Origin of the sequence: Microbacterium sp. MYb62 (genome assembly GCF_002979475.1) — a bacterium.
Classification (GTDB): domain Bacteria; phylum Actinomycetota; class Actinomycetes; order Actinomycetales; family Microbacteriaceae; genus Microbacterium.
In genome coordinates this window covers 1-13,605 of the sequence record NZ_PCOY01000030.1, presented here as the reverse complement: position 1 = coordinate 13,605, position 13,605 = coordinate 1, and the positions used below count along the sequence as shown (strand labels likewise).

The 13,605-nt window shown below is 68.1% G+C and carries 12 protein-coding genes; 6 read left to right on the top strand and 6 right to left on the bottom strand.

What is annotated here, in order from left to right; translation table 11 throughout:
- Positions 1-102: 102 nt before the first annotated feature.
- The 4 genes from CQ042_RS20770 (at position 103) to holA (ending at position 4,507) form a co-directional block, all read left to right on the top strand.
- Positions 103-357 carry a response regulator transcription factor gene (locus CQ042_RS20770; RefSeq protein ID WP_258132351.1) on the top strand — a complete coding sequence of 85 codons (255 nt, stop codon included), beginning with the start codon at positions 103-105 and terminating at the stop codon, positions 355-357.
- Between the two features lie 54 nt (positions 358-411).
- Positions 412-831: a VOC family protein gene (locus tag CQ042_RS18795; protein WP_105671971.1), complete on the top strand. Its 420-nt coding sequence runs from the start codon at positions 412-414 to the stop codon at positions 829-831.
- 268 nt (positions 832-1,099) lie between these two features.
- Complete coding sequence (locus CQ042_RS18790; RefSeq protein WP_258132350.1) at positions 1,100-3,433, top strand: ComEC/Rec2 family competence protein; 2,334 nt, start codon at positions 1,100-1,102, stop codon at positions 3,431-3,433.
- 36 nt (positions 3,434-3,469) lie between these two features.
- Positions 3,470-4,507 carry a DNA polymerase III subunit delta gene (gene holA, locus CQ042_RS18785; protein WP_105671969.1) on the top strand — a complete coding sequence of 346 codons (1,038 nt, stop codon included), beginning with the start codon at positions 3,470-3,472 and terminating at the stop codon, positions 4,505-4,507.
- Positions 4,508-4,610: 103 nt separating this feature from the next.
- Here the strand turns inward: holA and rpsT are convergent, their stop codons facing one another.
- Positions 4,611-4,871, bottom strand: coding sequence for a 30S ribosomal protein S20 (gene rpsT / locus CQ042_RS18780; RefSeq protein ID WP_029261697.1), 261 nt, complete (start codon positions 4,869-4,871; stop codon positions 4,611-4,613).
- 222 nt (positions 4,872-5,093) lie between these two features.
- Here rpsT and CQ042_RS18775 point away from each other — a divergent pair, with 222 nt between their 5' ends.
- Both CQ042_RS18775 and CQ042_RS18770 read left to right on the top strand, forming a co-directional pair.
- Complete coding sequence (locus tag CQ042_RS18775; RefSeq protein WP_105671968.1) at positions 5,094-6,467, top strand: glycoside hydrolase family 1 protein; 1,374 nt, start codon at positions 5,094-5,096, stop codon at positions 6,465-6,467.
- Positions 6,464-7,702: an MFS transporter gene (locus tag CQ042_RS18770; RefSeq protein ID WP_105671967.1), complete on the top strand. Its 1,239-nt coding sequence runs from the start codon at positions 6,464-6,466 to the stop codon at positions 7,700-7,702. Before CQ042_RS18775 ends, CQ042_RS18770 begins: the two co-directional genes overlap by 4 nt.
- Here CQ042_RS18770 and CQ042_RS18765 read toward each other — a convergent pair.
- The 5 genes from CQ042_RS18765 to CQ042_RS18745 all read right to left on the bottom strand — a co-directional run.
- Positions 7,697-8,428, bottom strand: a complete 732-nt coding sequence (locus CQ042_RS18765) for an alpha/beta fold hydrolase (RefSeq protein WP_105671966.1) — start codon at positions 8,426-8,428, stop codon at positions 7,697-7,699. The two genes, CQ042_RS18770 and CQ042_RS18765, sit on opposite strands and share 6 nt — an antisense overlap.
- A 74-nt stretch (positions 8,429-8,502) precedes the next feature.
- Positions 8,503-10,218, bottom strand: a complete 1,716-nt coding sequence (locus CQ042_RS18760) for an ABC transporter family substrate-binding protein (RefSeq protein ID WP_105671965.1) — start codon at positions 10,216-10,218, stop codon at positions 8,503-8,505.
- A gap of 130 nt (positions 10,219-10,348) precedes the next feature.
- Positions 10,349-12,277, bottom strand: a complete 1,929-nt coding sequence (locus CQ042_RS18755; RefSeq protein ID WP_105671964.1) for an ABC transporter ATP-binding protein — start codon at positions 12,275-12,277, stop codon at positions 10,349-10,351.
- Complete coding sequence (locus CQ042_RS18750) at positions 12,274-13,215, bottom strand: ABC transporter permease (RefSeq protein WP_258132349.1); 942 nt, start codon at positions 13,213-13,215, stop codon at positions 12,274-12,276. The genes CQ042_RS18755 and CQ042_RS18750 overlap by 4 nt, the downstream gene beginning before the upstream one ends.
- A gap of 1 nt (position 13,216) precedes the next feature.
- Positions 13,217-13,605, bottom strand: a 389-nt coding sequence (locus CQ042_RS18745) for an ABC transporter permease (RefSeq protein ID WP_146115430.1), incomplete at its 5' end; no start/stop codon positions are given.

Genomic DNA, 13,605 nt, shown 5'->3' with positions numbered 1-13,605 from the left:
GGGGTATCTGCTCAAGGACACGTCGGCGGACGCGCTTCGGGAAGGCGTGCGAGAAGCGGCAGAGGGAGGAAACCTCCTCTGCCGAGAATCGCGCGTCAGGTCATGGAGCACATCGCGCGGACGCCCGCCCCGACCGCCTCGGATCCGCGCATCGACCTGCTCAGCGAGCGCGAACGGGCAGTCCTGCTCCGCGTCTCCCTCGGAGAGACGAACGAGGAGATCGGCGAGGCGCTGTTCATCAGCACCGCCACGGCGCGGACCTATGTGAGCCGCGTGCTCACGAAGCTGGGCGTGCGCGACCGCACGGCGCTCGCGATCCTCGCCCATCGGTCAGGGTTCGCCGCAGGACTGAGGTGACGCCCGTGCGACATGTCCGCAGGAAGATCACCGTACGACCGTAGGAGGAAGAACATGTCCGCCCGTCCCCACCGCTTCAGCATCAGTCTGCCGACCGGCGACCGCCACCGCGCGATGAGCTTCTATCGTGCCGTCTTCGATCTCGAGCTCATCGGAGAACCCGATGCGGAGGGCATCCCTGAGCCCCTGCAGTTCCGGCTCGGTGAGGGACTGCTGCTCACGCTGATCCCTCGCGGTGGCCTCGCCGGAGTTCTCGGGGAACGAGACCTCGCACCGTCTGACAGGAGCGAATGCGTGTTCGGCCACACCGTCAGCACCCGCGCCGAGGTCGATCAGCTCGTCGCGCGGATCTGCGATGCGGGCGGCTCGGTACTCACCGAAGCCGCGCTCGAGGACTGGGGCTACACCGTCCTCTGCGCCGACCCCGACGGGCACGCCTGGCAGATCACCGCCGAGGCGTCTTTCCCGCGCTGACACCTCGGCGCATCTTCATGCGTGCGCGAGCTGATCCTTTCGCTCAGCACCCTGACGGGTTCTCGAGAGGTCTGCCGTTCTCGTCGGTGGTCTCCTCCGTCCGCACCTTCCCTTCGGCGATGTTCACGACGACGACTCCTCTGCACAGAACGCGAGAGGCAGCAGTTGTCCGCGGGCGTCGGGTTCTGGGCGCGGACGCGCGGTGGCGCGCTCGTAGCGTGGCGGAATGCCCCACCGAGAGATGCCTGAGCCGGAAAGAGACCCCGGCGTGGCCCGCCGGGATCTCCGCCTGCTGCCTGTGGTGGGCGGAGTGTGGGCGGTAGCACTGCTGTGCGTTTTCGTCCCGGCCTCGACCTGGTGGGTGGCGGGTGGTTGCGCGGTCGCGGCGGCGGTCGTGACGGTGCTCGTGCTCGTCGTGGCGCGCGGGTGGACGGTGAGGCGAGCCGCCGAGTTCGGTGGCCTCGTCGTGGTGCTGCTCGCGGCGATGTCAGCGACCGCGGTGACGGCGGGGCTGGCGCTTCCGGCGCGGGAACAGGCCGCGCAGTGGTCGGGGCGCGTGGCGGAGGTGACGGCCGTCGTGACGTCGTCCGCGTCGATCGGGCAGGACGAGCGGCTGTGGTTCGATGCGCAGACGGTCAGCGTCGGAATCAGAGGCGATCCGAGCGCGATGTCGGTTCCCGTGCGCATCGGTGTCGAACCGGGCGCGGGGTTCGATCTCGGTGCCGAGGTCCGAGCCGTCGGTCAGGCGCTGGCCACGGATGCGGGGGAGCGGTCCGTTCTGATCGTCTTCGCGACGGAAGCCGAGATCCGGCGTCCGGCCGGCGGGATGTTCGGGATCGCCGCGGGCGCCCGGCAGGCGTTCATCGACCGCGCGGGCCGATTGCCGGATCCGGGGGCGGGACTGCTTCCGGGACTCGCGGTCGGGGACACGCGCGCGGTGTCGACCGCGCTGAACGACGACATGCGCACGAGTGGGCTCAGCCACCTCACCGCCGTCAGCGGAGCGAACTGTGCGATCGTCGTCGGCGCGATCTTCTGGCTCACGGGGCTGTGCGGAGGCGGACGTGCGGCGCGGGTCGTACTGTCGCTCGTCGGTCTCGCCGGCTTCGTCGTCTTGGTGACTCCGGAGCCGAGCGTGATCCGCGCGGCGGTGATGGCGGCGGTCGGCATGCTCACCGTGCTGCTGGGCAGGCCGAGCGCCGGCGCCGGAATCCTCTCGCTGGCCGCCTCCGTGATCCTCCTCCTGGATCCCTGGCTGGCGGCGACGCCGGGCTTCGCGCTCTCCGTCGCCGCGTCCGGTGCGCTGATCCTGCTCGCGCCGCCGCTGGCGCGGGGACTCGGAAGGGCGCTCCCCGCACTCGTGGCACTGGCGATCGCGGTCCCTCTCGCCGCGCAACTGGCGTGCGGGCCGATCATCGCGCTGTTCGCGGAGCAGCAGTCGCTCATCGGCGTCGCCGCGAACCTCATCGCCGCGCCGGCCGCGCCGGTCGCGACCGTGATCGGGCTGCTCGCCTGCCTCTCCGCGCCCCTGCCCGCCCTCGCCGATCTGCTGGCGGCCACCGCGTGGCTTCCAGCGGCCTGGATCGCGACGACGGCCACCATCACGGCCGGGCTGCCGGGGGCGCAGATCGTGCTGTCCGCCGGCATCGGCAGCGCTGCTCTGGTGGCTGTTGTGAGTGGAGCCGTCGCCGTCGTCCTGATCGGCAGGTCGGCGCACCACGGAGGTCCGACAGCGGCGCGGATGACCGGGCTTCTGCGGGCAGGAGCGGCGGCGGTCCTCATCGTCGTCCTGTCGCTGGGCGGCTCCCGAATGCTCCTCGAAGGCCCCCTGGCCACGGCGACGGCGCCCGACGGCTGGGCGATCGCCGCATGCGACGTGGGGCAGGGAGACGCGGTACTCGTCCGTTCCGCGACGAAGGTCGCGCTGATCGACGCTGGCCCCGACCCGGAGCCGCTGGCAGCGTGTCTGCGGTCGCTCGGGATCGAGCGCATCGATCTTCTCGTCCTCACGCATTTCGACCTCGATCATGTCGGTGGAGTCGCCGCCGTCCGAGGGCGCGTTGCAGCGGTTCTGCACGGTCCCGTCGCAGACGACGCCGATCAGCGTCTCCTCGACGATCTCGCCGAGGCCGGAGCGCGGGTCGACGAGGCAGCGGCGGGGCAGCAGGGCGAGTTGGGATCGGCGGCGTGGCGGGTGCTCTGGCCGCAGCGGGGGTCGGCGGCCTTCCCCGAAGGCAACGACGCGAGCGTCGTGATGGAGTTCGACGGGGGAGAGGTGCCGCGATCGATCTTCCTCGGCGATCTCTCGGCGGCGCCCCAACGCATGCTGCTGCGCACGCATCGGGTGGGACGATACGCGGTGGTCAAGGTCGCCCATCACGGCAGCGCCGATCAGGAGCCCAGCCTGTACGAGGCGATCCGGGCTCAGGCGGCCCTGTTCAGTGCGGGAGCCGACAACGACTACGGTCATCCCCGCTCCGAGACGGTCGACCTGCTGACGTCGACGGGCGCGCATGTGCTGCGCACGGACGAGAGGGGGCGCATCCTGCTCGGCCTCCGCGAGGGTGAGCTCCAGGTCTGGACCGAGACACCACCGCGGTGAGGGAGCGGTGTCGGCGCCCGCCGGTAGGCTGGATCCATGGCAGCTTCGCGTCCCCCTTCCCGCGGTGGCGCGAAGCCCACCAAGATCCCTCAGGTGTCGTGGCGTGAGCCGCATCCTGCACCGCTCGTTCTCGTGTCCGGGCCGGAGGAGGTCTGCGCCGAGCGCGCGATCGCCGGTGTTCGCGAGTACCTCCGTGCCGAGGATCCGGCGCTCGAGGTCAGCGACGTCCGCGCAGACGACTACGCGCCGGGCACGCTGCTGTCGCTCACCTCGCCCTCTCTCTTCGGAGAGCCGCGCCTGGTGCGCGTCTCGGGTGTCGAGAAGTGTTCCGACGCGTTCATCCAGGAGGCGGTGTCGTACCTGGACAACCCTCAGGAGGGGGCGACGGTCGTCCTCCGTCACACGGGCGCGAGCGTTCGGGGCAAGAAGTTGCTCGACGCGCTTCGTGCCGGCACAGGTGGCGGCATCGAGATCGCGTGCCCCGCGATCAAGCGCGACGGCGACCGTGTCGATTTCGCAGCGGGGGAGTTGCGTGCGGCCAAGAAGCGCATCGCGCCTCCCGCGCTGCGCGCACTGGTCTCCGCCTTCGCCGACGATCTGACGGAGCTCGCCGCGGCCTGCCAGCAGCTCATCGGCGATGTCGAGGGCGACATCTCGGAAGAGATCGTCACCAAGTACTACGGCGGCCGCGTCGAGGTGTCGGCGTTCGTGGTCGCAGACACGGCCATCGCCGGTCGCTACGGCGAGGCGCTGATCGCCCTCCGCCACGCGCTGGCATCCGGCGCCGACCCTGTGCCGATGGTCGCGGCCTTCGCGATGAAGCTCCGCACCATGGCCCGTGTCGCCGGCAATCGAGAGCCCAGTCGACAGCTCGCGCAGCGGCTGGGTATGAAGGACTGGCAGGTCGATCGGGCCCGCCGTGATCTGGCCGGCTGGAACGAGCGTTCGCTCGGAATGGCGATCCAGGCCACCGCCAGAGCCGATGGCGAGGTCAAGGGCGCGGCTCGCGACCCCATCTTCGCTCTGGAGCGCATGGTCACCGTGATCGCCACGCGCCAACCGTTCGGCGAGTAGCCACCGCGTCCGGCTTCGAGCCGTCTTCCGGCTTCGAGCCGTCTTCCGGCGACGAAGAAGGCCCGCCCCGATGACGGGACGGGCCTTTCTCAGATGCTTCAGCTCAGAGAGAAGCGACCTGCTTGGCGAGAGCCGACTTGCGGTTCGACGCCTGGTTCTTGTGCAGGACACCCTTGCTGACGGCCTTGTCGAGCTTGACGGCGGCCTTCTTCAGGCCGGCCTCTGCCGCTGCCTTGTCGCCGGCGGTGACAGCCGTGCGGGTCGTGCGGATGACGGTCTTGAGCTCGCTCTTCACGGCCTTGTTGCGCTCGCGCGCCTTCTCGTTGGTCTTGTTGCGCTTGATCTGCGACTTGATGTTTGCCACGTGTGGACGCTTTCTGTACAGGAGTGTTCGGAATGCCGGCAGCAGAAGAGGGCTGCTGCACAGCGGTCGTGAGGGAAGAACCCACACGCAAGCCAAGAGTCGAGTCTACCAGCAGACGGGCCGCTGACGCGAAACGGCGAGGAGAATGCGAGACTCGGTCGCGGATTCGATGGAACCGGGTGCAGAATCATCACTATCCCGACATCGCTGTCAAGGAGCCACATGACCCCCGAGTCCGTTCGTCCGTCCGCGCCCTCCGGAATCCGCTGGTCTGCGGCGACCTCCGCCTTCCAGATCGAGGGGTCTCGACCCGCCGGTGAGTCCGGACGATCCATCTGGGACGACTTCCTCGAGAACCCCGGCGCGATCATCGACGGATCGACGGCGGAACCCGCGTGCGACAGCTACCGACGTCCCGACGCCGATGTGGCGCTGGCCGCGGGGCTGGGACTCGACCGTTACCGATTCTCGATCCCTTGGGCCCGCGTGCAGCCGGACGGAGTCGGACGCGGAGACACCTCAGCACTCGACCACTACTCGCGTCTGGTCGACCTTCTTCTCGACGCAGGCGTGGCCCCGTTCCCCACGCTCTTCCATTGGGAGATGCCGAGCAGCGTCGAAGCCGACGGCGGATGGCTCGAGCGGGACACGGCGGAGCGCTTCGCCGACTATGCGGCGATCGTCGCTGATCGTCTCGGCGACCGCGTGCAGCACTGGTACACGCTGAACGAACCGGCGATGACCACACTCCAGGGCTATGCGGTCGGTGCGCTCGCGCCCGGGAAGCAGCTTCTCTTCGGGGCGCTGCCGACCGCGCACCATCAGCTTCTCGCGCACGCGCGGGCGGCGGCGGTGCTGCGCGCGCATGGCGCCTCCGCCGTCGGACTGGTCAACAACCACACGTGGGTACTGCCACTGCGCGACACGGCGGATGATCATCAGGCAGCCGCGGTCTACGACCTGATCCACAACCGGATCTTCAGCGAACCGCTCCTCGCCGGCGCGTACCCCGATCTCGCCGGCCTCGGCCTGCCGCCGATGCCCGTCCAGGACGGGGATCTCGAGGCGATCCGCAGTTCGATCGACTTCTACGGAATCAACTTCTACAATCCGACGACCGTCTCGGCCGCTGCCGACGACAGCCCGATCCCGTTCGACTTCGTGCCCACTCCGGGAGTTCCGGTCACCGGATTCGGTCCGGAATGGCCGATCATGCCCGGGGCGCTGCGAGAGCTCCTGATCGACCTGCACACCCGGCATCCGCACCTGCCTCCCGTGATCATCGGCGAGAACGGAGCTTCCTTCCCGGAGCCGGAGCGCGCCACGCGCGTGGAAGACACCGAGCGGATCGAGTACCTGGCCGGGCACATCGCCGCCGTCGGTGCTGCCATCGATGCCGGGGTGCCCGTGGAGGAGTTCACGGTGTGGTCCCTCCTGGACAACTGGGAGTGGGCGGACGGCTACACGCAGCGCTTCGGACTCGTGCACGTCGACTTCGAGACGGGGGAGCGAACGCCCAAAGCATCGTACGAGTGGTACCGCGACGTCATATCCGGCTCCCGCGCCACGACGATCGCGGCGGAGGAGGCACGATGAGCGAGGCGACGGGCGCCCGTACGGTGCGGGCGGGAGCGCGATGGATGTCGCTGTTCACGCTGGCGTGGCTCGCGATCTGGACGGTGCAGCTCACTCCGGTGCAGCTGCTCCTGCCCCTGCAGCTGGATACGCCGGAAGACGATTGGATCCGGGGCGTGGTGTCGTCGGGACTCGTGCTCGGCATCGGTGGCCTGGCCGGGATCATCGCCGGTCCTGCTGCCGGGGCGCTCTCGGACCGCGGTGCAGCGGGACGCCATCGTCGGCGTCCGTGGGCGATCGGCGGAGTGCTGTTCACCGCTCTGTGCCTCGTCCTCACCGGTGGGGCGCAGGGCCCCTGGGCCGTCGGTGCGGGCTGGGTGGGGGTGTCGATCGGAGTCGCCGTCTCGTCGGCCGCGTTCACGGCGCTCATCGCCGATCAGCTGCCTTCGACGCAGCGCGGTGCCGCCTCCGCCGCGGTCGGCTCGAGTCAGGCGGTCGGCATCGTGCTCGGCGTCGGACTGGTGGTGCTGCTCGGTCTCGGTATCGGCGACGGCTACCTGCTCCTGGCGGCGATCATCGCGGTGATCGGCTCGGCAGCGGCACTGCTGCTGCCCGATCCGCCGAGCACGGAGGCGATGCGGCCCCGGACGGTCGGCCGGCGCCCGCTCGCCTCGCTCCGCGACCGGGACTTCGCCTGGATGCTCTCGGGCCGTCTGGTGACGAATGTGGGCAACGCGCTCGGGACGGCCCTGTTCCTGTTCTTCCTCCTGCACGGTCTCGGACAACCGAGCGCCGTGGCTCAGGACAACCTGCTGCTGCTCATCGTCGTCTACACCGTGTTCGTCGTGATCGCGTCCGTGGTGACGGGCATCGTGTCCGACCGCACCGGGAACCGGCGGACGCTCGCCGTCGCCGCGACGGTGGTCCAGGCGGCGTCCGGTGTGGCGATCGCGCTCGTGCCGACGTTCGAGATGACGATGGTGGCCGCGGCGCTGATGGGACTCGGCTACGGCGCGTTCTCGACCGTGGGGCTCGCCTTCGCCGCTGATCTGCTGCCGGACGAACAGGACCACGCGCGGGATCTGGGGATCGTGAATGTCACGGCTGCCCTGGGACAGTTGATCGGACCGGTGCTCGGTGCCGGGCTGGTCGCCCTGGTCGGCGGCTTCTGGCTGGTGTTCGTCGCGGCCGCGGTGCTCTCGCTCGTCGGGGGTCTCCTGACCGCCTTCGCGCGACAGCCGGCCAGGGCGTCATGAGGTCGACGTTCCCTGCTCCACCGTCACGATGGCCAGCTGCAGCACGGCGTTGAAGATCTGCGGCCGCATCGCGGTGACCAGGTGCGTCGTTCGGGGCACGATGATCAGCTCCGCGTGCGGGGCGAGACGTCGGAACAGCGACTCGTTGAGCCGCAGCTGGTCGTACTGTCCGTTGACGAACCACAGCGGGATCGTGATGCGGGGGAGCGCCGCAGCGATGTCGAGGGCCGCGAGGCTCCGCAGAGCCGCATCCTGGGTGTCCAGCGCATAGCCGCCGGCGGCGAAGTCCGATCGGGTCTCGAGCGGGATGGTCGCCTCGAGCATCCGGAGGGTGAGCCACATCCCGCGGTCGGGGAGGGCATCGACGGCCCGCGCGAAGAGCCGATACGCCCGCAGCCCGGCGCCGCGGGGGAGAGAGGTGCACGAGGCGGCGATCAGACCGGCAACCGGCGGCTGCTGGGCGCCGCCGACGTAGGCGAGGCAGAGCAGACCCCCCATCGAGTGCCCGACCAGCACGACAGGGCCCCGGACCGCCGCCTCTCGCACCGCCACGTCGATCGTGTGCAGTGCCTCGTGGAGCGTGAAATCCTCGCGCATCCGCGAGCCGTGACCGGGGAGGTCGATGGTGGTGCAGCCGTAGCCGCGCTCCTCGAGGAAGGCCACCTGCGACCGCCACATGGTGGCGGACGTGCGGATGCCGTGCACGAAGACGATCTGTGCGCTCACGCGTTCAGCATAAGGAAAGCGGGGCCGGTGGATGAACCACCGACCCCGCCATCGACACGATGTGTGTCAGAGAGTTACTTCTCCCAGCCGACGTTCTCGACCGGAGTGACCCCGAAGAGGTCCAGACCCACGTAGGGCTCCGGGGTGAGGTTCGCCAGGCCGTTCTTGACCACGTAGATCGAGGGGCCGCTGTAGAGCGGGATGATGCCCCACGTCTGCTCGATGATCTTCGGCTCGAGCTCCATCGCGGCAGTCGTCCACGACTCGGCGTCCTTCTTGGACTCGACGTCGTCGGCGATCTGCTTGTCGATCTCGGCCGTACCGGTGCCGGAGAGGTTCAGACCGCTGTCCGAGCAGTACAGCTGGCAGAACCAGGCCGGACCGAACGGGTCGGAGTCGGTGAACCGCAGCGAGACGACGTCCCAGTTCTTCGAGGTGAAGTCGTTCGAGAAGTCAGCCGACGGGCGGACATCGATCTGCAGATCGATGCCGATCTCCTTCTGCTGCGCCTGGAGCGACTTCGCAAGGGCCTCGAGGGTGGGGTCCTCACCGAAGACCGGGAAGGTGACGGTCAGCTTCTCGCCGTCCTTCTCGCGGATGCCGTCTTCGCCGGCCTTCCAGCCCGCGTCGTCGAGGAGCTTGTTGGCTGCCTCGGGGTCGTACTTCAGACCCGCGGTGGCGAAGGAGTCCTCGTAGCCGTCCTGGAACGAGTACAGGTTCAGCGAACCCGCGACCGGCTCTTCGTAGCCGAGGCCGTTCCAGGCGATCTGCTTCTGCTGATCGATGTTCACGCCGAGGAAGAACGCCTTGCGAACGTCCATGTCCTCGAACTGCGGCTTGTCGGCGTCGACGAGCAGGACCGTCTTGGCGGTCTGCTGCGCGCGGCGGACGACGGTGTCATCCACATCCTCGACCTGCTTCAGGCGATCGTTGGTGTTGGTGTTCACCATGTCGATCTCGCCGTTCTTGAACGCGTTGATCGCCGCATCCGGCTCCATCGCGGTGAAGGTCACCGAGTCGAGCAGCGGAGCGTCGCCCCACCACTCGGGGTTCGGCTTGAAGGAGACGAATCCGCCGTTGGCGTCGAACGTGTCGACCGTGTACGGACCTGCGCCCCACTCGGGGTGCATGTTGCCGATGAAGCCCTCGTTGAAGACGGCCGGGTCGTTGATCGCGGGGTGCAGGACACCACCGGTCAGGAACGCCATGGACGGCCAGGCATAGATGCCGTCGAAGGTCACGACCGCGGTCTTCGGGGTGTCACCCTGCTCGACGGACGTGATCTGCTTGTAGCCGTCGGTCGCGTTCGGGTTGAAGCCCTCGTCGTACGAGCGGTTCGCCTTCCAGGTCGCGTCGATGGCCGTCCAGTCCATGTCCGTGCCGTCGTTGAAGTGCGCCTCGTCCTTGAACGTGAAGGTGATGGTCGTGTTGCCATCCGCCTCACCGATGTCGTACGCGTCGAGGTAGGAGTCGTTCTTGGTGACCTCACCCTCGGCGGACACGAGGAGGACCTGCGGCATGTACCACGACCACAGGCGCTGCGTGTCGGCGCTGCCGTCGCTGTTGAACGCGTTCAGCTGCTCGGGGACCTCGTTGACGGCGAAGGCGACTTCGCCTCCCTCCTGGAGGTTGGCCCGATCCTGGGGGTTGTAGTCGGCCGTCTTGGTCTCGACGGACTCGCCGCCGCCGTCCCCGCCACCGGTGTTCCCGGAACCACTCGCGCAACCCGCGAGGGCGAGTGCGAGGACGCCGCTGATCGCGATCGCCCCCAACAACTTCTTGTTCTTCATGGTGCTCCTTTCGCCTTTCGGCGTTTCATAAGGGGAAGAATAGTTCGCGCATCATGCCGGTACACCGCTTGACAGTGAATCCCGCCTAACTGTTACCGGACAGTGATCAGAGATCGTGCGCGTTCGACGGTCAGACCGTGGCGGGCCGCGTGCTCATCGTCTCCGGATCGAAGACGACCCGCTGGCGGGTGCGCTCGATGTCCGGGTCCGGCACCGGGATCGCCGAGAGGAGCGCCCGCGTGTACGGATGCTGCGGGTTCTCGAACACGTCGTCGACGTCACCGTGCTCGACGAACTCGCCGAGGTACATCACGGCGACGCGGTCGGCGATGTGTCGCACCACGGACAGGTCGTGCGCGACGAACAGGTAGGAGAGACCGAGCTTCACCTTCAGCTCGTCGAGGAGGTTGATCACACCCGCCTGGATCGACACGTCGAGCGCGGAGACCGGCTCGTCGAGGACGACGATCTTCGGGTTGGTCGACAGGGCACGGGCGATGCCGATGCGCTGACGCTGTCCTCCGGAGAACGCCTGCGGGAAACGGTCGCTGTGGGCCGGGTTCAGACCGACGAGGTCCATCAGCTCGTCCACCCGACGATGTGCTTCCGCCTTCGGGGTGCCGATCGCGAGCAGCGGCTCCGAGATGATGTCGGCGACCGTCATGCGCGGGTCGAGGGCACCCATCGGGTCCTGGAACACGATCTGGATGTCGCGGCGCAGATGGCGCTCCACCTTGTGGCTGCGGATGTCGTTGACGCTCGTCCCGGCGATGACGATGTCGCCCTCGGACTGCTTGACCATGTCCATGATCTGCAGCAGCGTCGTGGTCTTGCCGCTGCCGGACTCGCCGACGATGGCCATCGTCTCGCCCTGGCGCACATCGAAGCTCACGCCCTTGATCGCATGGACTTCGCCGACCTTGCGCTTGAGGAAGGCGCCCTTCAGGAGCGGGAACGTCTTGGTCAGGTTCGTCACCTGCAGCGTGATCGGACGCTCCTCGCGGGGCGTCTTCGTCAGCGCGCTCTCCGGCACCACACGGACCGGGTAAACGGGCAGGCCGCCCAGGAGGCCGCCGTCCTCGATCTCACCGGAGCGGATGCAGGCCGCGCGGTGCTCGGTTCCCGAACCGGTCGCGACCGGAAGCAGCTCCGGCTCTCTCGTGCGGCACGCGTCCATCACGATCGGGCAGCGATCGGCGAAGGGGCATGCGTCCGGGAGGTTGATCAGCAGCGGCGGGTTGCCCTTGATCGGGGTGAGCGCCTCCTTCTCCGACTTGTCGACGCGGGGGATCGCGCCCAGGAGGCCGATCGAGTAGGGCATGCGCGTGCGGTGGAAGAGCTCGTGCACGGGGGCGTGCTCCACCGGCTTGCCCGCGTACATCACCATCACGTCGTCGGCGGTGCGGGCCACCACTCCCATGTCGTGCGTGATCATCATCACCGCGGCGCCGGTCTCATCCTGCGCCTTCTCGATCAGGTCGAGGATCTGCGCCTGGATGGTCACGTCGAGAGCCGTCGTGGGCTCGTCGCAGATGATGAGCTTGGGGTTGTTGGCCATCGCGATCGCGATGACGACGCGCTGGCGCATGCCGCCCGAGAACTCATGGGGGAACGACTTCATGCGCCGCTCCGGCTCGGTGATGCCGACGAGCTTCAACAACTCGACCGAGCGGTCCCACGCCTCCTTCTTCGACAGGCTGCGATGCACGGTCAGAGCCTCGATGAGCTGGTCGCCCACGGTGAAGACCGGAGTGAGCGAGGTCAGCGGATCCTGGAAGACCATGGACATGCCGTTGCCGCGGATCACCGACAGCTGCTTGTCGCTCATGCCGACGAGCTCTTTGCCGTCGTACATGATCGATCCGGTGACCTTGGCGTTCTCGTCGAGGAGTCCCATGATGGCCAGCGACGTCACGGACTTGCCGGAACCGGATTCGCCGACGATGCCGAGCGTCTTCCCGGCCTCGAGGTCGAATGAGACGCCGCGGACGGCATCGACGCGGCCGGCTTCGGAAGCGAAGCTGACCTTCAGGTCGCGGACGGAAAGTACGGCGCTCATGCGCGGCCTCCTGCAGCAGAGGTGGGATCGAGGGCGTCGCGCAGTCCGTCGGCGACGAGTGCCATGGACACGGTGAGGAGCGTCAGCGCCGCCGCGGGGAAGTAGAACAGCCAGGGTGCCGTGGTCAACGAGCTGGACCCGGCGCCGATGAGGGCACCGAGCGACACATCCGGGATCTTGACGCCGAAGCCGAGGAACGAGAGTCCGGTCTCGGTGACGACGGCCGTGACGACGCCGAGGGTGAAGTTGATCACGAGCAGGGAGCCGATGTTCGGCAGCAGATGACGCAGGACGATGCGCATCCCGCCGACGCCCATGTATCGTGCGGCACTGACGTACTCGCGCTCTCGCAGGGAGAGCGCCATCGTCCAGATGACACGGGCGGGGAAGTACCAGCCGATCACGAAGATCATGATGAGCGCGATGATGCGCCAATCGCCGCCGGACTTGTTCGAGATCATCGCGAGGATGAGGAAGGCCGGGATGACCATCATGAAGTGGATGATCAGCAGCGAGATGCGCTCGGTCCACCCGCCGAAGTAGGCGGCCGCAGTGCCCACGAGCGCGGAGACGATCGTCACACCGACCGAGACGCTCACGGCGATCATCAGGGAGCGCTGCAGACCGACGGCGACCTGGGCGAACAGGTCGTTGCCGGCGTTGTTGGTACCGAACCAGTGGTCGGACGACGGACCCATGCTGAGGGCGAGGAAGTCGAGCTCGGTGTGGTCGTACTGCGCGATCAGCGGTCCGAAGATCGCGAACAGGACCAGGAGCACGAAGATCACGAGGCCCGCGAGTGCACCGCGGTTGCGCGCGAAGCGCCGCCAGTAGAGCTCCCACTTCGAGAGGCGCTTGGTCGCGACCTGCGTGGTCTCGGGACCGGGGGTGCCGCCCGTCGGGTGCTGGACAGTGGGGTCGATCATGTCGGTGGTCATGTCAGCTCACTCTCACTCGCGGGTCGAGCACCACGACGGCGATGTCGGCGAGGATGGCGCCGATGGCCGTCAGCACGGCGCCGAAGGCCGCGATCGCGACCGTGCCGTGGATGTCGTTCTTCGAGATCGTGTCGATGAAGTACTTGCCCATGCCGTTCCACGCGAAAATCGTCTCGGTCAGGACCGCGCCGGTGAAGATCGCCGGGATCGTGAACGCGACCTGGGTGGCCACCGGGATGAGCGAGGTGCGCAGCGCGTGCTTGCGGATCGCCTGCTGCTTGGTGAGACCCTTCGCGCGAGCGGTGCGCACGTAGTCCGCGTTGATGTTGTCGAGCAGCAGCGAGCGCTGCAGGAAGTGGATGCTGGCGTACCCGGTGAGCACCAGGGCTA

Bases quoted from the DNA above. Each gene is read 5' to 3' on its own strand.
- CQ042_RS18750 (WP_258132349.1), bottom strand. From the start codon at position 13,215: ATGACCACCGACATGATCGACCCCACTGTCCAGCACCCGACGGGCGGC.
- CQ042_RS20770 (WP_258132351.1), top strand. From the start codon at position 103: ATGGAGCACATCGCGCGGACGCCCGCCCCGACCGCCTCGGATCCGCGC.
- CQ042_RS18795 (WP_105671971.1), top strand. From the start codon at position 412: ATGTCCGCCCGTCCCCACCGCTTCAGCATCAGTCTGCCGACCGGCGAC.
- CQ042_RS18775 (WP_105671968.1), top strand. From the start codon at position 5,094: ATGACCCCCGAGTCCGTTCGTCCGTCCGCGCCCTCCGGAATCCGCTGG.
- CQ042_RS18770 (WP_105671967.1), top strand. From the start codon at position 6,464: ATGAGCGAGGCGACGGGCGCCCGTACGGTGCGGGCGGGAGCGCGATGG.
- CQ042_RS18760 (WP_105671965.1), bottom strand. From the start codon at position 10,218: ATGAAGAACAAGAAGTTGTTGGGGGCGATCGCGATCAGCGGCGTCCTC.
- CQ042_RS18755 (WP_105671964.1), bottom strand. From the start codon at position 12,277: ATGAGCGCCGTACTTTCCGTCCGCGACCTGAAGGTCAGCTTCGCTTCC.
- holA (WP_105671969.1), top strand. From the start codon at position 3,470: ATGGCAGCTTCGCGTCCCCCTTCCCGCGGTGGCGCGAAGCCCACCAAG.